At 71.2% G+C, this 18,217-nt stretch carries 18 protein-coding genes; 15 read left to right on the plus strand and 3 right to left on the minus strand.

Annotation, left to right across the window (positions count from 1 at the left end; translation table 11 throughout):
- Positions 1-13: 13 nt before the first annotated feature.
- The 4 genes from ABGB01_RS06705 to ABGB01_RS06720 are packed head-to-tail and all read left to right on the plus strand — an operon-like array spanning position 14 to position 3,613.
- Positions 14-1,015 carry a proline racemase family protein gene (locus ABGB01_RS06705; RefSeq protein WP_347771356.1) on the plus strand — a complete coding sequence of 334 codons (1,002 nt, stop codon included), beginning with the start codon at positions 14-16 and terminating at the stop codon, positions 1,013-1,015.
- Positions 1,012-1,989 carry a proline racemase family protein gene (locus tag ABGB01_RS06710; protein WP_347771358.1) on the plus strand — a complete coding sequence of 326 codons (978 nt, stop codon included), beginning with the start codon at positions 1,012-1,014 and terminating at the stop codon, positions 1,987-1,989. The genes ABGB01_RS06705 and ABGB01_RS06710 overlap by 4 nt, the downstream gene beginning before the upstream one ends.
- Positions 1,986-2,930 (plus strand): ornithine cyclodeaminase family protein, encoded by a 945-nt coding sequence (locus ABGB01_RS06715; RefSeq protein WP_347771360.1) that lies wholly within the window; start codon positions 1,986-1,988, stop codon positions 2,928-2,930. The genes ABGB01_RS06710 and ABGB01_RS06715 overlap by 4 nt, the downstream gene beginning before the upstream one ends.
- Before the next feature lie 14 nt (positions 2,931-2,944).
- Positions 2,945-3,613, plus strand: coding sequence for a GntR family transcriptional regulator (locus ABGB01_RS06720; protein WP_347644723.1), 669 nt, complete (start codon positions 2,945-2,947; stop codon positions 3,611-3,613).
- Between the two features lie 380 nt (positions 3,614-3,993).
- Here the strand turns inward: ABGB01_RS06720 and ABGB01_RS06725 are convergent, their stop codons facing one another.
- Entirely contained in the window at positions 3,994-4,914 is a 921-nt protein-coding gene (locus tag ABGB01_RS06725; protein WP_347771362.1) for an EamA family transporter, read from the minus strand.
- Between the two features lie 114 nt (positions 4,915-5,028).
- On the opposite strand from ABGB01_RS06725, the gene ABGB01_RS06730 reads away from it, so the two are divergent.
- Positions 5,029-6,237, plus strand: coding sequence for an MFS transporter (locus tag ABGB01_RS06730; RefSeq protein ID WP_347771364.1), 1,209 nt, complete (start codon positions 5,029-5,031; stop codon positions 6,235-6,237).
- Between the two features lie 52 nt (positions 6,238-6,289).
- Here ABGB01_RS06730 and ABGB01_RS06735 read toward each other — a convergent pair whose 3' ends face one another.
- Complete coding sequence (locus ABGB01_RS06735) at positions 6,290-7,087, minus strand: ABC transporter permease (RefSeq protein ID WP_347771366.1); 798 nt, start codon at positions 7,085-7,087, stop codon at positions 6,290-6,292.
- On the minus strand, positions 7,084-7,992 hold the full coding sequence (locus ABGB01_RS06740; RefSeq protein ID WP_347771368.1) for an ABC transporter ATP-binding protein: 909 nt from the start codon (positions 7,990-7,992) through the stop codon (positions 7,084-7,086). The genes ABGB01_RS06735 and ABGB01_RS06740 overlap by 4 nt, the downstream gene beginning before the upstream one ends.
- Before the next feature lie 183 nt (positions 7,993-8,175).
- Here ABGB01_RS06740 and ABGB01_RS06745 point away from each other — a divergent pair, with 183 nt between their 5' ends.
- The 10 genes from ABGB01_RS06745 (at position 8,176) to ABGB01_RS06790 (ending at position 17,995) form a co-directional block, all read left to right on the plus strand.
- Positions 8,176-9,402 (plus strand): multidrug effflux MFS transporter, encoded by a 1,227-nt coding sequence (locus ABGB01_RS06745; protein WP_347771370.1) that lies wholly within the window; start codon positions 8,176-8,178, stop codon positions 9,400-9,402.
- Positions 9,403-9,493: 91 nt separating this feature from the next.
- Positions 9,494-10,192: a metalloregulator ArsR/SmtB family transcription factor gene (locus ABGB01_RS06750; RefSeq protein WP_347772101.1), complete on the plus strand. Its 699-nt coding sequence runs from the start codon at positions 9,494-9,496 to the stop codon at positions 10,190-10,192.
- The gene (gene sufB / locus ABGB01_RS06755; RefSeq protein ID WP_347644717.1) at positions 10,189-11,601 is read left to right on the plus strand and encodes a Fe-S cluster assembly protein SufB; all 1,413 of its coding nucleotides are present in this window, start codon (positions 10,189-10,191) and stop codon (positions 11,599-11,601) included. The genes ABGB01_RS06750 and sufB overlap by 4 nt, the downstream gene beginning before the upstream one ends.
- A complete protein-coding gene (sufD, locus tag ABGB01_RS06760; RefSeq protein ID WP_347771373.1) occupies positions 11,601-12,725 on the plus strand; it encodes a Fe-S cluster assembly protein SufD in 1,125 nt (374 codons plus the stop codon). Before sufB ends, sufD begins: the two co-directional genes overlap by 1 nt.
- A complete protein-coding gene (locus ABGB01_RS06765; RefSeq protein ID WP_347622247.1) occupies positions 12,722-13,042 on the plus strand; it encodes a non-heme iron oxygenase ferredoxin subunit in 321 nt (106 codons plus the stop codon). Before sufD ends, ABGB01_RS06765 begins: the two co-directional genes overlap by 4 nt.
- A gap of 5 nt (positions 13,043-13,047) precedes the next feature.
- Positions 13,048-13,794: a Fe-S cluster assembly ATPase SufC gene (sufC, locus tag ABGB01_RS06770; protein ID WP_347771376.1), complete on the plus strand. Its 747-nt coding sequence runs from the start codon at positions 13,048-13,050 to the stop codon at positions 13,792-13,794.
- A complete protein-coding gene (locus ABGB01_RS06775) occupies positions 13,791-15,047 on the plus strand; it encodes a cysteine desulfurase (RefSeq protein ID WP_347771378.1) in 1,257 nt (418 codons plus the stop codon). Before sufC ends, ABGB01_RS06775 begins: the two co-directional genes overlap by 4 nt.
- Positions 15,048-15,049: 2 nt before the next feature.
- Entirely contained in the window at positions 15,050-15,490 is a 441-nt protein-coding gene (gene sufU, locus ABGB01_RS06780) for a Fe-S cluster assembly sulfur transfer protein SufU (protein WP_132333233.1), read from the plus strand.
- 61 nt (positions 15,491-15,551) lie between these two features.
- The gene (locus ABGB01_RS06785) at positions 15,552-15,911 is read left to right on the plus strand and encodes a metal-sulfur cluster assembly factor (protein ID WP_347771380.1); all 360 of its coding nucleotides are present in this window, start codon (positions 15,552-15,554) and stop codon (positions 15,909-15,911) included.
- A 305-nt stretch (positions 15,912-16,216) separates the two neighbouring features.
- Entirely contained in the window at positions 16,217-17,995 is a 1,779-nt protein-coding gene (locus tag ABGB01_RS06790; protein WP_347771382.1) for a DEAD/DEAH box helicase, read from the plus strand.
- The last annotated feature ends 222 nt before the right edge of the window (positions 17,996-18,217 follow it).

Raw genomic sequence — 18,217 nt, forward strand, 5'->3', positions numbered from 1 at the left:
CGGAAGGGCTGCGATGAGGACCAAGCGTGTTTTCCACGCCGTCGACTCCCACACCGAGGGCATGCCCACGCGCGTGATCACCGGCGGCGTGGGCGTGATCCCCGGCGCGAGTATGGCCGAGCGGCGCGTCTACTTCCGCGACCACCTCGACCACGTCCGCACGCTGCTGATGACCGAGCCGCGCGGCCACTCGGCGATGAGCGGCGCCATCCTGCAGCCGCCCACCCGGCCGGACGCCGACTGGGGCGTGCTGTTCATCGAGGTGTCAGGGCTGTTGCCGATGTGCGGGCACGGCACCATCGGCGTGGCCACCGTGCTCGTCGAGACCGGCATGGTGGAGGTCACCGAGCCGGTCACCACCGTGCGCCTGGAGGTGCCCGCCGGGCTGGTGGCGGTGGACGTGGCCGTCGAGGACGGCATGGCCATGTCGGTGACGCTGCGCAACGTGCCCTCCTACTGCGACCGGCTGGACGCCGCCGTGACCGTGCCGGGGTTCGGGACGATCCCGTACGACCTGGCCTACGGCGGCAACTTCTACGCGATCGTCGACCTCGGCTCCTACGGCCTGCCGTTCGACCGCGAGGCCAAGAACGAGCTCATCGCGGCCGGTCTGGCCACCATGGAGGCCATCAACGCCGCCGACGAGCCCGTGCACCGCGAGGACGACCGCATCCGCGGCTGCCACCACGTCTATTTCGCCGCGCCCGGCTCCGACGCCCATCACTCCCGGCACGCCATGGCCATCCACCCCGGCTGGTTCGACCGCTCGCCGTGCGGCACCGGCACCAGCGCCCGCATGGCCCAACTGCACGCCCGCGGCGAGCTGCCGCTCGGGCGGGACTTCGTGAACGAGTCGTTCATCGGCACCCGGTTCATCGGCCGGCTGCTGGAGGAGACCACCGTGGGCGGCGGCCCCGCGGTGGTGCCGTCGATCACCGGCCGCGCCTGGATCACCGGCACCGCTCAATACTTCCTCGACCCCCGCGACCCCTTCCCCGCCGGATTCGAGCTGTGAGCGGTGAGATGGTCACGACGGTCGACTACCACACGGGTGGCGAGCCGTTCAGGATCGTGACCGGCGGCGTGCCCGAGATCCCCGGCTCCAGCGTGCTCGACCGCCGCTCCACGGCGATGGCGGACTTCGACCACGTGCGGCGGCTGCTGTGCCACGAGCCGCGGGGCCACGCCGACATGTACGGGTGCTTCCTGGTCCCGCCCGACGACCCCGGTGCGCGGTTCGGCGCGCTGTTCTGGCACAAGGACGGCTTCTCCACCGCCTGCGGCCACGGCACGATCGCGCTGGGCGTGCACGCGGTGCGCGAGGGCCTGGCCGACGCGGCTCCCGACGGCGAGACGGACGTGGTCATCGACGTGCCGTCGGGGCGGGTCACGGCGCGGGTGCGCTGCTCCGGGGGCCGGGTGCGGGCGGTGACGTTCGTCAGCGTGCCGTCGTTCGTGATCGCCCGCGGCGTGCCGTCCGGAGGCGTGACGGTCGACGTGTCCTACGGCGGCGCCGTCTACGCCTCCGTGCCCGCCGCGGCGGTGGGGCTGTCGGTGGAGCCGCGGCACCTGCCCGCGCTCATCGAGCACGCCCGGCGCGTCAAGGCCGGCCTGGCCGGCCATCCCGCCTCCCGGCATCCCTCCGACGAGCGGCTCTCCGGCGTGTACGGCGTGATCTTCTACGACGAGCTGCCCGACGTGGACGGCGTGGCGCACCAGCGCAACGTGGCGGTGTTCGCCGACGGGGAGGTGGACCGCTCGCCCTGCGGGTCGGGCACCGCGGCCCGGCTGGCGCTGCTGCACGACTCGGGGCTGCGTGGCCCGCTGATCCACACCAGCGTCGTCGGCAGCACCTTCCGCGCCCGGGTGGCCGGCGTCGCCGAGGGCGCGGTCGTCCCGGAGATCGAGGGCATGGCGTACCGGACCGGGCGGCACTCCTTCGAGCTCGATCCCGACGATCCGATGGGAACGGGGTTCACCCTGCGATGAGCACACTGCCGTATCTCGACGCCGCCACGCTGGAGCGGCTGGTGCCGCCCGGGCGGGCCGTGCAGGTTCTCGAGGACGCACTCAGGGCCGGGCTCGACCCGGAGGACACGCCGCAACGGTCGGTCGTGGACGTGCCCGCCGGGCACCTGTTGCTGATGCCCGCCGCGGCCGGTCGGTACGCGGGGGTGAAGGCCGCCACCGTCGCGCCGGCCAACCCCGGGCGGGGGCTGCCCCGGATCCAGGGGACGTATCTGCTGCTGGACGGCGAGACGCTCGCCCCGCTCGCGGCCATGGACGGGATCGCGCTCACCTCGTTGCGCACGCCCGCCGTCTCGGCGCTGGCCGTCCGCCACCTGGCCGAGCCGGGAGCGCGGCGGCTGGTGGTGTACGGCAGCGGGCCGCAGGCGTGGGGGCACGTGGCGGCGTTGCGCGAGGTGGCGCCCGTCGCGGAGGTGACGGTCGTCGGGCGCGATCCCGGACGCGCGGAGGCGCTCGCCGGGCACTGCCGCACGCTCGGGCTGGACGCGCGGGCGCTGACCTCGGCCGAGGCCGGCGAGAGCCATGAGGCCGTGGCCGGGGCCGACCTCGTGGCCTGCTGCACCACCGCCAGGGAACCCCTGTTCCCCGGTAAGCTCGCCCGCGACGGCGCCACCGTCGTCGCCGTAGGCTCGCACGAGCCCGGCGCCCGCGAGCTCGACGGCGATCTCGTCGCGCGTGCCACCGTGGTCGTCGAGGCCAGGGCGGCCGCCCTGGAAGAGGCGGGTGACCTGATCGTCCCGATCCGCCAAGGTACGATCACCACTGGTCATCTCGCCGGCAACCTCGCGGACCTGATCGCCGGAAGAGTGCTCACAGGGCCGGGGCCGCGCGTGTTCAAAGGCACGGGCATGGCGTGGGAGGACCTCGTGGTAGCGGCTGCCGCTTACGAGGCCTGGACGTAGGAGGGGGTGGCGGGATGGTCGCCGACGACCGGCTCGACCTGCCGATGGTGGGGGAGCGGCAGAGCCTGCGGGAGCAGGTCGCTCATGCGCTGCGCGCCGCGCTGATCACCGGTGAGATGCGGCCGGGAGTGGTCTACTCCGCGCCGGTGCTGGCCGCCCAGTTCGGCGTCTCGGCCACGCCCGTCCGCGAGGCCATGCTCGACCTGGCCAAGGAGGGCCTGGTCGAGGCGGTGCGCAACAAGGGTTTCCGGGTGACCGAGCTGTCCGACCGCGATCTCGACGAGCTCACCGAGATCCGCCAGCTCATCGAGGTGCCCACGGTGGCCAGGCTGGCCGACAGCGCGCGGGCCGAGGAGTTCGAGCGGCTCAGGCCCACCGCCGAGGAGATCGTCTCGGCCAGCGAGCGGGGCGACCTGCTGGCGTACGTCGACGCCGACCTGCGCTTCCACGTCGAACTGCTGGCCCTGTGCGGCAACGCCCACCTGGTCTCCGTGGTGCGCGACCTGCGCACCAGGGCCAGGCTCTACGGGCTGTCCCAGCTCTCCGAGCGGGGCTCCCTGGCCGATTCGGCCAGGGAGCACCTGGCGCTGCTCGACGCGCTCAAGAGCGGCGACGCCGCCGCCGTCACCCAGATCATGGAAGAGCACATCGGTCACGTACGCGGCATCTGGGCCGAGCACTGAGCCCGACAATCCGGGCTAACCCGTGATCCGAGCGGTAAGTTCCGACATTTAGGGATCGTGCGCTCCCCGATCGAGGTAACCTCGATGCGGGCCGGCTGAGCGGCGCCTCGCCTCGCGCGGGCGCCCGGCGGCCCTGTCGTCCCGATCCATCGGACCACCGGACCACGCCATCCCCGCCGCCGGGCGGTGGCGTCAGCCTGGTCACGCGGACTCCCGCACTCCGCTGACCTTCACCGGGCTCGGCACACCCGCCCACCGAGGCCGAGCCCCCCGCCGCGCGCCCGAGACCCCATCCCACGGGCGCGCGGCGGCCCATCCTGCGGGCCCGTCTTGTGGAGCCGCCGCTGTTTGGCCCGCTATTTGGCCCGCTATTTGGCCCGCTATTTGGCGCGGCCGGCCATCCGCGTCGAGCCGAGGCTCGCGGCCACGATGCAGATGATCGCCGCCCACTGCTGCACGTGCAGGAACTCGCTCAGCAGCAGCACCCCGATCAGCGCCGCCGCGGCCGGCTCCATGCTCATCAGGATGCCGAACACCTGCTTGGGCATGCGCCGCAGCGCCCGCAGCTCCAGCGAGTAGGGGATCACCGACGACAGCAGCCCCACGCCGAGCCCGATCAGCAGCAGCTCGGGCTGGAGCAGGTCCGCCCCGCCGGTCGTGATCCCGACGGGCGCGATCACCACGGCCGACACGATCATCGCGAACGACAGCCCGCTCGTGCCGGGAAAACGTTGCCCGGCCGCCGCCGACAGCAGGATGTATCCGGCCCAGCAGGCCCCCGCCAGCATCGCGAAGGCGATCCCCGCCCAGCTCACCGACGCCGACTCTCCCCACGGCGCGAGCAGCACCACGCCCGCGCCGGCCAGGCCCACCCACAGCAGGTCGATCCTGCGCCGGGAGGCCGCCACCGCCACGCCCAGCGGCCCGAGGAACTCGACGGCCACGGCGATCCCCATCGGCAGCCGCGACAGGGCCTCGTAGAAGGTCAGGTTCATCACCGCGAGCGTCACGCCGAAGCCGATGCCCAGCGCCCAGTCACGTCCGGCCAGCCCTTTGAGCCGCGGCCTGACGAACGCGCCCAGGATGAGCGCCCCCGCCGCGATGCGAAGGAACACCACCGCGCTCGGCGGCAGCGCCGCGAACAGCTCCTTGGCGAATCCGGCGCCGAGCTGCACGCTGAAGATCCCCAGCAGGACGAGGCTGGAGGGCGGTATCGAGTCGGCGGCGGCGCGCAGCACGCTGCCCGCCCGCGACAGGCAGGGGCGGCGATCGAACGGTTCGTCGAGGGCGAAGGCGGACACGGGATTCCTCACCTGTGAAGAAGGGCAACCCCAAGAGCCTACTGACGCCCTTGGACATTTGCCCACTTAGAGTGGTCCCGATCGTTTAGTTAGGCACAAACGAACTATGGACGTATGAGAGCCTCTGACCCCCCTGTGAGCATCGAGCGGCCGCCGGCGGCCCTGTCCGTGTCGTCGTTCGTCAGCAGCTTCGACCGCTTCGCCGTCACCCCCATGCTCGTGCTGATCGCCAAGGACCTGGACGTGTCCCTGTCGGCGTCCGTCACCGCCGCCAGCGGCTACTACCTGGCCTACGGGTTGTCCCAGCCGCTGTGGGGGCTGCTGTCCGACCGGTTCGGCAGGGTGCGGGTGATGCGCGGAGCGTTGCTCGGCGCGGCGCTGGCAGGGCTGGTCTCCGCCCTCATGCCCGTGCTCGGTGCGCTGGTGGCGGCCAGGATCGTCGCAGGGGCCTGCTTCGGCGCGGTGATCCCCACCGGCCTGACGTACGTGGGCGACACGGTCCGGGCGTCGGTCCGGCAGCGCGCGCTCACGGATCTGATGGCCGCCGCCTCCCTCGGCACCGCGCTGGCCACCGGCCTCAGCGGAGTGCTCGCCGGCCTGCTGAACTGGCGGGTGGCCTTCGTGGTGCCCGCCGCCTGCGCGCTGGCCTGCGCGTACGCGCTCCGCTCGCTGCCCGAGCCGCCCCGAGCCGGGCCCGCGGGCGCCGCGCGGGGCGTGGGCCGCTACCTGGGGGCGGTGCTCGGGCACGGTTGGGCGCTGCTGGTGTTCGGGCTGGCGTTCGTCGAAGGGGCGATCCTGCTCGGCGTCATGCCCTTCCTGGCCACCGCGCTGGAGCACGCCGGGTTCGCCGCCGCCGTGGCCGGGCTCGCCATCACCGCGTACGGGCTGGGTCTGTGGGCGTTGTCCAAGCTCGTCAAGCGGCTGGTGGGACGCTGGCCCGCGCCGGTGCTGATGACGGTGGGCGGCGCGCAGTTGTGCGCCGGCTTCGCGATCGTGACCGTGCACGTGAGCCTGCCGACCGTGACCGTGACGGCGCTGCTGCTCGGCGGCGGCTGGTCGTTCCTGCACTCGTCGCTGCAGACGTGGGCCACCTCGGTGGTGCCGGAGGCCAGGGGGACGACGATCGCGTTCTTCGCCTCGGCGCTGTTCGTGGGCAGCGCGGCCGCTTCCTGGGCGGCCGGGCCGCTGGCCGACCAGGGGAGGTACGCGCTGCTGTTCGGCCTGGCCGCGGGCGCGGCGGTCCCGCTGACCGTGGTGGCCGCGCTCGCCAGGCGCCGCTACGGAGCCCTCGGCGCCGAAGCGCCCCAGCCGCAACCCGAATGAGGCCCGGCAGGTCCCGTCACGCCTCGCGGTCACCGCCTCCCGGGGTTCTCCCTCACTCCCAGCGGAAGGTGCGCGAGACCAGCCCCAGCGACAACACCGCCCACGCCGCCAGCACGGCCAGCGGGACGAGCGGCAGCGCCGCGCCCTGCGCGAGCACCGATCGCAGCCCGCCGGTCAGCGCCGAGATCGGCAGGATCTCCAGCACCGGCCGCATCCCCTCGGGGAACTTCGACAGCGGGAAGACCACCCCGCCGGCGCCCAGCAGCACCAGGTAGACGAGGTTGGCGGCGGCCAGCGTCGCCTCGGCGCGCAGCGTGCCCGCCATGAGCAGCCCCAGGCCGCTGAACGCCGCCGTGCCGACGACGATGAGCAGCGCGGCGCTGAGGAACGACCCGTGCGGCCGCCACCCCAGCGCCAGCCCCACGGCCACGATCACGACGGCCTGGATGACCTCCACGGCCACGACGGCGGCCGTCTTGGCGAGCATGAGACCGGCTCTGGACAGCGGGGTCGCGCCCAGCCGCTTCAGCACGCCGTAGCGGCGCTCGAACCCGGTCGCGATGGCCTGGCCGGTGAACGCCGTGGACATGACGGCCAGGGCCAGCACGCCGGGCGTCAGGAAGTCGACCCGGCTGCCGCCGACGTCGATCAGCGGCATCATCGAGAACCCCGCCAGCAGCAACACCGGGAGAACCAGGGTGAGCGCCAGCTGCTCGCCGTTGCGCAGGGTCGCGCGGACCTCGGCGCACGCCTGCGCGAACACCATGCGCGGGAACGGCGCCGCGCCGGGCGCGGGGGTGAGGTCCAGCGTGGTCATCGCGCCTCCAGCGGGTGCGGGCCGAGCGGTCATCGCAGCTCCCTGCCGGTCAGCTCCAGGAACACGTCTTCGAGGGTGCGGCGCTCGATGCGCAGGTCGTCGGCCGTGACGCCCTCGGAGGCGCACCAGGCCGTCACCGTGCCCAGCAGCTCGGGCCCGACCAGGCCCTCGATGATGTAGTGCCCGGCGGGTGACTCCTTGGCCGCGCTGCCCGTGGGCAGCGCGTTGAGCAGCTCTTCCAGCGCCAGCCCCGGCCGCGCCCTGAACCGCAGCTGGCGCTCGGCTCCCGTGAGCGAGGCGGGGCTGCCCTCGGCCACCACCCGCCCCCTGTCGATGATCGCCACGTGGTCGGCCAGCCGCTCGGCCTCGTCCATGTGGTGGGTGGTCAGCACCACGGACACGCCGGCGCCGCGCAGCTCGCCCACCAGCTCCCAGCAGGCGTGCCTGGCCTGCGGGTCGAGCCCGGCCGTCGGCTCGTCGAGGAAGACCAGCTCCGGCCGCCCGACGACGGCCGCGGCCAGCGACAGGCGCTGCTGCTGCCCGCCCGACAGCCGCCGGTAGGGGGTGCGTACGTGCTCCGTCAGCCCCAGCCGGGCGAGCAGCGCGTCCGTGTCGAGGGGACGGGCGTAGAAGCGGGAGACCAGGCGCAGCCACTCGGCGCAGCGCATCGCCGGCGGCACACCGCCCGCCTGCAGCATGACTCCCACGCGCGGCCGCAGCTCGGGCAGCGCGGGCGCCAGGCCGAGCACTCTGACGGTGCCCGCGTCGGCCTCGCGGAAGCCCTCGCAGATCTCCACCGTGGACGTCTTGCCCGCGCCGTTGGGGCCGAGGACCGCGGTGACCGCCCCGCGTTCGGCGCGGAGCGTGAGGCCGTCGACGGCGGTGGTGCCGCCGTAACGTTTGACCAGGTCGATGATCTCGACGGCTGGGGAGTCCATGCCATGAGTTTAGGGACTGCGGCGGGCGGTCCCTGCCCCAGGTGAGCCCGGCCGGATCGGTGTTCCTCGTCCGGGTCATGGAATTCCCAAGAAATATCTGATGACCGGGAATTAGGAGAAGCCGGTACTGGTTTGATCCTTCGGCCCTCGTGGGCCACCGGTCCGCGAGGGAGAGGGGCATCCATGTCCGTGGCAGAGGCCACGTCCGCCGTCGTCGTTCATGAGCGAAGGAGCCGCCGCGGGCTGCTGCTGCTGATCCTCGGGGCGCTGTCGGCGATCGGGCCGCTCTCCATCGACATGTATCTTCCCGCGCTGCCCGCCATCACCTCCGAGATGCTGAGCGCCCCCGCGCAGGTGCAGCTCACCCTCACCGCCTGCCTCATCGGCGTCTCCGTCGGCCAGGTGATCGCCGGGCCGGTCAGCGACGTGCGCGGCAGGAGGGTGCCGCTGATGGTGGGCGTGGCCGGATTCATGGCGGCCTCGCTGTTGTGCGCGTTCGCGCAGTCGGTGCCCATGCTCATCGCGTTCCGGCTGCTGCAGGGCATGCTGGGCGGCGCGGCACTGGTCATCGTGCGGGCTGTCGTGCGCGACCTGTACGACGGCGCCGCCATCGCCCGCATCTTCGCCACGCTCATGCTGGTGAGCGGTCTGGCCCCCATCCTGGCGCCGATCGCGGGCGCCCAGCTGCTGGCGTTCACGTCGTGGCGGGGCGTGTTCGTGGTGCTCAGCCTCATCGGCCTGGTGCTGCTGCTGGCCATGCTGGCGGGCGTGCGCGAGACGCTTCCCGCGGCCGAGCGCGAGAGCGGCGGCCTCAAGCACACCGTGCGCACGTTCTGGCGGCTGCTGCGTGACCGCCCGTTCATGGGCTCCGCCCTGACGGCCGGGCTCGCGTTCGGGGCGATGTTCAGCTACATCTCCGGCTCGCCGTTCGTGCTGCAGGAGGTGTACGGCGCCACGCCCCAGCAGTACTCCCTCATCTTCGGGCTCAACGCGCTCGCCCTCACCGCCACGGCCCAGCTGGGCGGCCGGCTGTCGGGGCGGGTGCCGCCGGCCCGGCTGGTGCTCATCGGGCTGGCCATCGGCCTGACCGGAGCCGCGCTGCTGTTGTCGGCCGCGCTCGCCGGGCTCGGCCTGTGGTACATCGTCGGCGGGTTGTTCGTCATCATGCTCGGCCAGGGCCTGGTGTTGCCGGGCACCGGCGCGCTGGCGCTGGCCTCGCAGCCCGCCCAGGTGGCGGGCAGCGCCTCCGCGCTGCTCGGCGTCCTGCAGTTCGCGCTCGGCGCGGTCGCGGCCCCGCTGGTCGGGCTGGTCGGATCCGCCAGTGCCGTGCCCATGGCCTGTGTCATGCTGGCGCTCATCCTCGGCTCGGCCCTGACCTTCGCCGTCCTGGGCCGCCCGCAAGTTAGGTAAGCCTACCCTGCGTGAGAAATTGCATTCGCCCCGTTTCCGGATCCGTTTGTGAAGCGGGAAGGAATTACGGCACACTGATGTTGTGAAAAACATGCACCTGAACGAGCCCGGCAACGAGCGCGGCACCCGCGCCCGTGTGGCCAGGCTGATTCTGGAGCATGGTCCCGTCACGGCCGGAGCGCTCGGCGAGCGGCTCGGGCTCACGCCCGCCGCCGTCCGCAGGCACCTGGACGCGCTGCTGGCCGACGGGATGATCGAGCCACGCATGGCGCGCCCGCGCGGACAGCGCGGTCGCGGGCGGCCGGCCAAGCTGTTCGCCATCACCGACGCGGGGCGCAGTGCTTTCGAGCACGCCTATGACGACCTGGCCGGGAGCGCGCTGCGTTTCCTGGCCGAGCGCATGGGAGAGGAAGCGGTGGCCGACTTCGCCCGCTCGCAGGTCTCGAGCCTGCTGAGGCGGCTGGAGCCGGCCATGCGGACGGTGCCGGCGGACCAGCGCGTGCAGGTGCTGGCGCAGGCGCTGTCGGCGGAGGGGTACGCCGCCTCGGCCAGCAAGGCCAAGTCGGGGGGCGACCAGCTCTGCCAGCATCACTGCCCGGTGGCACACGCGGCGGCGGAGTTCCCGCAGCTGTGTGAGGCCGAGACGGAGGCGTTCGCGCAGCTGCTCGGCGTCCCGGTGCAGCGCCTGGCCACGATCGCCCACGGCGACGGGGTCTGCACGACACACGTGAGCCCGCAGACGCTGGGCGAATCCGCACATAGAGACAAGAGCAAGGAGACCGGAAGGTGACTGTCACCGACCGCCCGGAGCTGGAAGGCCTCGGGAATTACAAGTTCGGCTGGTCCGACTCGGATGCCGCCGGTTCGACGGCCAGGCGTGGCCTGTCCGAGGAGGTCGTCCGCAACATCTCCGCGCTCAAGAACGAGCCGGAGTGGATGCTCGACCTTCGCCTGAAGGGCCTCCGCCTGTTCGACAAGAAGCCGCTGCCGACCTGGGGCTCCGACCTCACGGACATCGACTTCGACAACATCAAATACTTCGTACGCTCGACCGAGAAGCAGGCCACGTCCTGGGACGAGCTGCCCGCCGACATCAAGAACACCTACGACAAGCTCGGCATCCCCGAGGCGGAGAAGCAGCGCCTCATCGCCGGAGTCGCCGCCCAGTACGAGTCCGAGGTCGTCTACCACAAGATCCGTGAGGACCTCGAGGAGAAGGGCGTCGTCTTCGTCGACACCGACACGGGCCTGAAGGAGCACGAAGAGCTCTTCAAGGAATACTTCGGCTCGGTCATCCCGGTGGGCGACAACAAGTTCGCCGCGCTCAACACGGCCGTGTGGTCGGGCGGCTCGTTCATCTACGTGCCGCCGAACGTCGAGGTCGAGATCCCGCTGCAGGCCTATTTCCGGATCAACACCGAGAACATGGGCCAGTTCGAGCGGACCCTGATCATCGTCGACGAGAACAGCTACGTCCACTACGTGGAGGGCTGCACCGCGCCGATCTACTCCTCCGACTCGCTGCACAGCGCGGTCGTCGAGATCATCGTCAAGAAGAACGCCCGCTGCCGTTACACGACCATCCAGAACTGGTCCAACAACGTCTACAACCTGGTCACCAAGCGCGCCGTGGCGTACGAAGGCGCGACCATGGAGTGGATCGACGGCAACATCGGCTCCAAGGTCACGATGAAATACCCGGCCGTCTACCTCATGGGCGAGCACGCCAAGGGCGAGACGCTGAGCGTCGCGTTCGCCGGTGAGGGCCAGCACCAGGACGCCGGCTCCAAGATGGTGCACCTGGCGCCCCACACGAGCTCCAGCGTCATCTCCAAGTCGGTGGCGCGCGGCGGCGGCCGCACCTCCTACCGCGGTCTCGTGCAGATCGAGGAGGGCGCCCACGGCAGCGCCAGCACCGTCAAGTGCGACGCGCTGCTGGTCGACCAGATCAGCCGCTCCGACACCTACCCGTACGTCGACGTCCGCGAGGACGACGTGTCGATGGGGCACGAGGCCACGGTCTCCAAGGTCAGCGAGGACCAGCTCTTCTACCTCATGAGCCGCGGGCTCGACGAGGACGAGGCGATGGCCATGATCGTGCGCGGCTTCGTGGAGCCGATCGCGCGCGAGCTGCCCATGGAATACGCCCTCGAGCTCAACCGGCTGATCGAGCTGCAGATGGAAGGAGCCGTCGGCTGATGGGCCTGAACGAGAAGCCCCTGTCGACCCTGCACGAGAAGGCGTCCTACGACCTGGCCGACTTCGCCGTCCCGACCGGGCGCGAGGAGGCGTGGCGGTTCACGCCGCTCTCGCGCCTGAAGGGGCTGCACAACGGCAAGGCCGAGATCACCGGCCAGGCGCTCACCCAGGTGACCACACCGGCCGGCGTCACGGCCGAGTGGGTGGGGCGCGGCGACCCCCGCATCGGCCAGGCCTACGTGCCGGCCGACCGGATCAGCGCGCAGGCCTACTCCGCCTTCGAGAAGGCGCTGGTCGTGACCGTGCCCAAGGAGGCCACGCCGGACGAGCCGGTCCGCGTCGAGGTGCGCGGCGGCGGCCTCGACGGCGCCACCTTCGGCCACATCGTGGTCAAGGTCGAGCCGCTCGCCGAGGCCGTGGTGATCATCGAGCACCAGGGGCACGCGGTCTACGCCGACAACGTCGAGTTCGTCGTCGGTGACGGCGCCACGCTCAAGGTCGTCAGCCTGCAGGACTGGGAGGACGACGCCGTCCACGTCTCCCACCACCACGCCCAGCTCGCCAAGGACGCGACCTTCCGCAGCTTCGTGGTGACGCTCGGCGGCGACCTCGTACGCCTGTCGCCCAGCGTGTCCTACACCGCCCCCGGCGGCGACGCCGACCTGTCGGGCGTCTACTTCGTCGACGCCGGCCAGCACCTTGAGCACCGCCTGCTCGTCGACCACTCGCAGCCCAACTGCAAGAGCAACGTCGACTACCGCGGCGCCCTGCAGGGCGAGGAGGCGCACGCCGTCTGGATCGGCGATGTGATCATCAGGGTGGAGGCCGAGGGCACCGACACCTACGAGCTCAACCGCAACCTCATCCTCACCGACGGCGCCCGCGCCGACTCGGTGCCCAACCTGGAGATCCTCACCGGCGAGGTCGCGGGAGCGGGGCACGCCTCCGCGTCCGGCCGCCTCGACGACGAGCACATCTTCTACCTCCAGGCCCGCGGCATCCCCTACGACGAGGCCCGCCGCCTGGTCATCAGGGGCTTCCTCGGCCAGCTCATCGAGAAGATCCAGGTCGAGGAGATCCGCGAGCGCGTGCTCAGCGCGGTGGAGGCGGAGCTGTCCCGATGACCGCATTCGAGAAGGTGTGCGCGCTCGACGACATCCCCGACGGGGGAGTGATCGGCGTCGAGGTGGAGGAGACTCCCGTCGCGCTCGTGCGCAAGGGCGGCGAGGTCTTCGCCCTGCGCGACGTCTGCTCCCACGCCGAGGTGAAGCTCAGCGAGGGCGAGGTCTACGACGGCACGCTGGAGTGCTGGCTGCACGGCTCGTGCTTCGACGTCCGTACGGGCAAGCCCACGGGGCCGCCCGCGACCCGGCCGGTGAACGTATACACAGTCAAGATCGACGGCGATGACGTCCTCGTCTCGCTCTCGAAGGAGTCGTAGAAGACATGTCCACCCTAGAGATCCGTGACCTGAAGGTCGCCGTCGAGGACAAGGAAATCCTGCGCGGCGTCAACCTGACCGTGAAGTCCGGCGAGACCCACGCCATCATGGGCCCCAACGGCTCGGGCAAGTCGACGCTCGCCTACGCGATCGCCGGTCACCCGAAATACACCATCACCGGCGGCGAGGTGCTGCTCGACGGCGTCGACCTGCTGGAGCTGTCGGTCGACGAGCGGGCCCGCGCCGGCCTGTTCCTGGCCATGCAGTACCCCGTCGAGGTCCCCGGCGTGTCGGTCTCCAACTTCCTGCGCTCGGCGGTCACCGCCGTCCAGGGCGAGGCGCCCAAGCTGCGCCAGTTCGCCAAGGACCTGAAGAACGGCATGGACGCGCTGGCCATCGACGCCGCCTTCGCCCAGCGCAACCTCAACGAGGGCTTCTCCGGCGGCGAGAAGAAGCGCCACGAGATCCTCCAGCTCGAGCTGCTCAAGCCGAAGATCGCGGTGCTCGACGAGACCGACTCCGGTCTCGACGTCGACGCGCTGCGCGTGGTGTCGGAGGGCATCAACCGCTTCCGCGCCACCGGCGAGACCGGCGTGCTGCTGATCACCCACTACACGCGCATCCTGCGGTACGTGAAGCCCGACTTCGTGCACGTCTTCGCGGGCGGCAGGATCGTCGAGGAGGGCGGCCCGGAGCTGGCCGACAAGCTCGAGTCGGAGGGCTACGAGCAGTACACGAAGGCGTCTGCATGACATACGACGGCTTGGACGTGGAGAAGATCAGGAAGGACTTCCCGGTCTTCTCCCGCGAGCTGCCCGACGGGCGACCGCTCGTCTACCTCGACTCGGGCAACTCCTCGCAGAAGCCCAATCAGGTCATCGAGACCATGCGCGACCACCTCGCGCTCCACTACAGCAACGTCGGCCGGGCGATGCACGTGCTGGGCGCGGAGTCGACCGACGCCTACGAGAGCGCCCGTGACAAGGTCGCGGGCTTCATCGGGGCGCCCTCGCGCGACGAGGTCGTCTTCACCAAGAACGCCTCCGAGGCGCTCAACCTGGTCGCCTACTCCTTCGGCAACCCCGCCTCCACCGATCCGCGGTTCACGCTCGGCCCCGGCGACGAGATCGTCATCTCCGAGATGGAACACCACTCCAACATCGTGCCGTGGCAGCTGCTCGTGCAGCGCACCGGCGCGACGCTGAAGTGGTTCGGGGTCACCGGCGACGGGCGGCTCGACTACGACCCCGGCCTCATCACCGAGCGGACGAAGATCGTCTCGATCGCCCACCAGTCCAACGTGCTCGGCACCGTCAACCCGGTCGCCGAGGTGGCCGCGCGGGCCCACGAGGTGGGCGCGCTCGTCCTGCTCGACGCCTCCCAGTCCGTGCCGCACCACCCGGTCGACGTGGCCCGGCTCGGCGCCGACCTCGTGGCCTTCACCGGTCACAAGATGGTCGGCCCCTCGGGCATCGGCGTGTTGTGGGGCAGGACCGAGGTGCTCGACGCGATGCCGCCGTTCCTGGGCGGCGGCGAGATGATCGAGGCGGTCTGGATGGACCGCTCGACGTACGCGCCCATCCCGCACAAGTTCGAGGCGGGCACGCCGCCGATCGTCGAGGCCATCGGGCTCGGCGCGGCCGTCGACTACCTCACCGGCGTCGGCATGGAGGCCGTGGAGGCCCACGAGCGCACGCTGACGGCCTACGCGCTCGACGCCCTGCGCGAGGTGCCCGGCCTGCGTCTCATCGGTCCTGACACGATCGAGGAGCGCGGTGGCACGCTGTCGTTCACGCTGGAGGGCATCCACCCGCACGACGTGGGGCAGATTCTCGACGACCAGTTCGGCGTCGCCGTGCGCGTGGGGCACCACTGCGCGCGCCCCCTGCATCTACGCTTCGGAATACCGGCGACCACGCGGGCGTCGTTCTATCTGTACAACACCACGGGCGAGATCGACGCCCTGGTGCGTGGCCTCCATCACGTTCAGAAGGTGTTCGCATAGCCATGATCGGCGAGTCGATGTACCAGGAGCTGATCCTGGAACACTACAAGCACCCGCAGGGGCGGGGGCTGCGCGAGCCGTACGACGCCGAGGTTCACCACGTGAACCCGACGTGCGGCGACGAGATCACGCTCAGGGTCAAGGTGGGCGACGCCGGCAAGATCCTCGATGTCTCCTACGACGGCCAGGGGTGTTCGATCAGCCAGGCGGCCGCGTCCGTGCTGCACGAGCTGGCCACCGGCTCGACGGTCGAGGAGACGCTCTCCGTGGTCGACGAGTTCACCCGGCTCATGCAAGGCAGGGGCAAGGTGGAGGCCGACGAGGAGGTGCTCGGCGACGCGGTCGCGTTCGCGGGCGTCGCCAAGTTCCCAGCGCGGGTGAAATGTGCGTTGCTTTCCTGGATGGCCTACAAAGACGCTGTAGTGAGGAGCGCTGCCACGTGAGCGAGCGCAACGAAGGCATGATGCGACCCGGCGGTTCACTCACGACGGCGAAGGAGATGTCATGAGCAAGCCAGTGGAGACCCCGACCGGCTTCGACGGTGACACGAGCGTCGACGAGGTCATGGAGGCCCTCAAGGACGTCGTCGACCCCGAGCTCGGCATCAACGTGGTCGATCTGGGCCTCATCTACGGGCTCAACCTCGACCCGTCCGACGGCGGGCAGCCGGTGGCGACCATCGACATGACGCTGACCAGCGCGGCCTGCCCCCTGACCGACGTCATCGAGGACCAGGCCCACTCCGCGCTGGAAGGCATGGTCTCCGACGTCAAGATCAACTGGGTCTGGTTGCCACCATGGGGGCCTGACAAGATCACCGACGAGGGCCGTGAGCAACTGCGTATGCTAGGCTTTAACGTCTGATCTTTGCTGCTGTCACGGCTGGCGTAAAGCGTCGGCCGTTTCAGTGTGTGCCAGAGCGGGTTCTGGAAGGTCCGGACCCATCCGGGGAATATCCGATAACATCCCGGCGTTGGCACCAAACGCACCTGACGTCTCATTGCGCGTCTTGCGCCGCCTGCGGCCGGTGCCCCGGTGTGTCCCCCTCATTCTCGACCCGCCCCGACGGCGGGTGCCCTTGAACATGTACGGCCAGCGCCGTACGTCCCGGCTCGTCCTTTCGCAGAAGTGACGCGCCACTTCGACGGAAAGGCACGACTTTCGTGACCATGCTTGACGCTGTCATGCCCGAGCTCGGCGAGACCACTCCCGAGCCTGGCCCCTCCGAGTTCGAGCTGCTCGGCCTGCCGAAGCCGCTCGTCAACGGGCTGGCCAAGCTGGGCTTCGACAGCCCCTTCCCCATCCAGAGCGCGACGATCCCCGACGTGCTCGCCGGCCACGACGTGCTCGGCCGGGGCCAGACCGGCTCCGGCAAGACGCTCGCCTTCGGCCTGCCCACCATGGCCCGCATCGCGGGTGTGCGGCCCGCCCCCGGCCGGCCCAAGGCCATGATCCTCGTGCCGACCCGCGAGCTCGCGCTCCAGGTGCACGACGCCCTCGAGCCTCTCGGCCGCGGCCTCGGGCTGCGCATGAAGGTCGTCGTCGGCGGCATGTCCATGGGCAAGCAGATCGAGGCGCTGCGGCGGGGCGTCGACGTCGTCATCGCCACCCCCGGCCGCCTGGGCGACCTGATCAGGCAGGGCGAGTGCTCCCTGTCCGACGTCGAGGTCAGCGTCCTCGACGAGGCCGACCACATGTGCGACCTCGGCTTCTTCCCCGTCGTCACCGAGCTGCTCGCGCAGACGCCGGCCGACGGACAGCGGCTGCTGTTCTCCGCCACGCTCGACGGCGACGTCGACAAGCTCGTACGGCGCTTCCTGAAGGACCCGATCACCCACTCCGTGGCCCCCGCGACCTCTCCGGTCGACACCATGGAGCACCACGTGATGCAGGTCACGCGCGACGACAAGTTCGACGTCACGGCCGCGATCGCCAACCGCGAGGGCCGTACGATCATCTTCGTCCGCACCCAGCACGGCGTCGACCGGCTCTGCAAGCAGCTGGCCAGGGTCGGCGTCAAGGCGGGCGGCCTGCACGGCGGCAAGCGCCAGAACCAGCGCACCCGCATCCTCGCCGAGTTCCGCGAGGGCTCCATCGGCGTGCTCGTCTGCACCGACGTCGCGGCGCGCGGCATCCACGTCGACAACATCAGCCTCGTGCTGCACGTCGACCCGCCGCAGGACCACAAGAGCTACCTGCACCGGGGCGGCCGTACGGCCCGCGCCGGCGAGAAGGGCACCGTGGTCACGCTGGTGCTGCCCAACGAGCGGCGCTCGACCGACGCGCTCACCCGGCGCGCCGGCATCCACCCCTTCCGCCTGAAGGTCACGCCGGGCCACCCCAGGCTCGCCGAGGTCGCCGGGGCCCGCACGCCGAGCGGTGAGGCCGTCCCCGTCTGGGAGCCCGACGTGCGCAAGCCGCTGCGGCCCCGCCGCGACGGCGGTCACAACGGCTCCGAGCGCCGCGGCCGCCGCCCGCGCCGCGACTTCGACGGCGACCGGCGTCCGCGCCGCCACGACGACGGCGGCGAGCGGCCGCTCGCGTCGGGTGACGACCGCCGCCCGCGCAGGGAGTTCGACGGTGACCGGCGTCCGCGCCGGCACGCCGAGGGCGAGCGTCCCTTCAGCCGCGGGCAGGAGCCTCGTGACGGCAGGCCGCGCGGCGGCTACCGCTCCGACGACCGCCCCTACCGCCAGGACGACCGCGGCCAGCGGGGCGGGTTCCGCTCCGACGAGCGCGCTGCCACAGGCCCGCGTTACGCCTCCGACCGCGGCCGCCCGTTCTCGGCCGACCGCGAGCGCGGCTACCGCACCGACGAGCGCGGGCCGCGCGACGGCTACCGCTCCGGCGGCGGGCGCTCGGACGAGCGCGGACCGCGTGACGGCTACCGCTCGGGCGAGCGTGGCAAGAGCGGCTACCGCCGCAACTCCGGTCGCTACGAGCGCTGACGCCTTCGACCATGTGCTGCCCGCCGTGCCCCACCAGGTGCGGCGGGCAGCGCCTTTTCAGCCCTTCGGGCCGCTGAGCGCGATGCCGCGGGTGAAGTGCCGCTCTTCTGCCCGCGGCTGGTCTCAGGGCTTCGCAGACCGATCACCAGGTTGGATACAGTGCAGTGAATGTCCGATGTGTCCCCTCTCGTCTGGGCAGGCGTCCCGCGTGGCGGACACCGG

The sequence above is a fragment of the Nonomuraea sp. B5E05 genome, from assembly GCF_039880665.1.
Lineage (GTDB): Bacteria > Actinomycetota > Actinomycetes > Streptosporangiales > Streptosporangiaceae > Nonomuraea.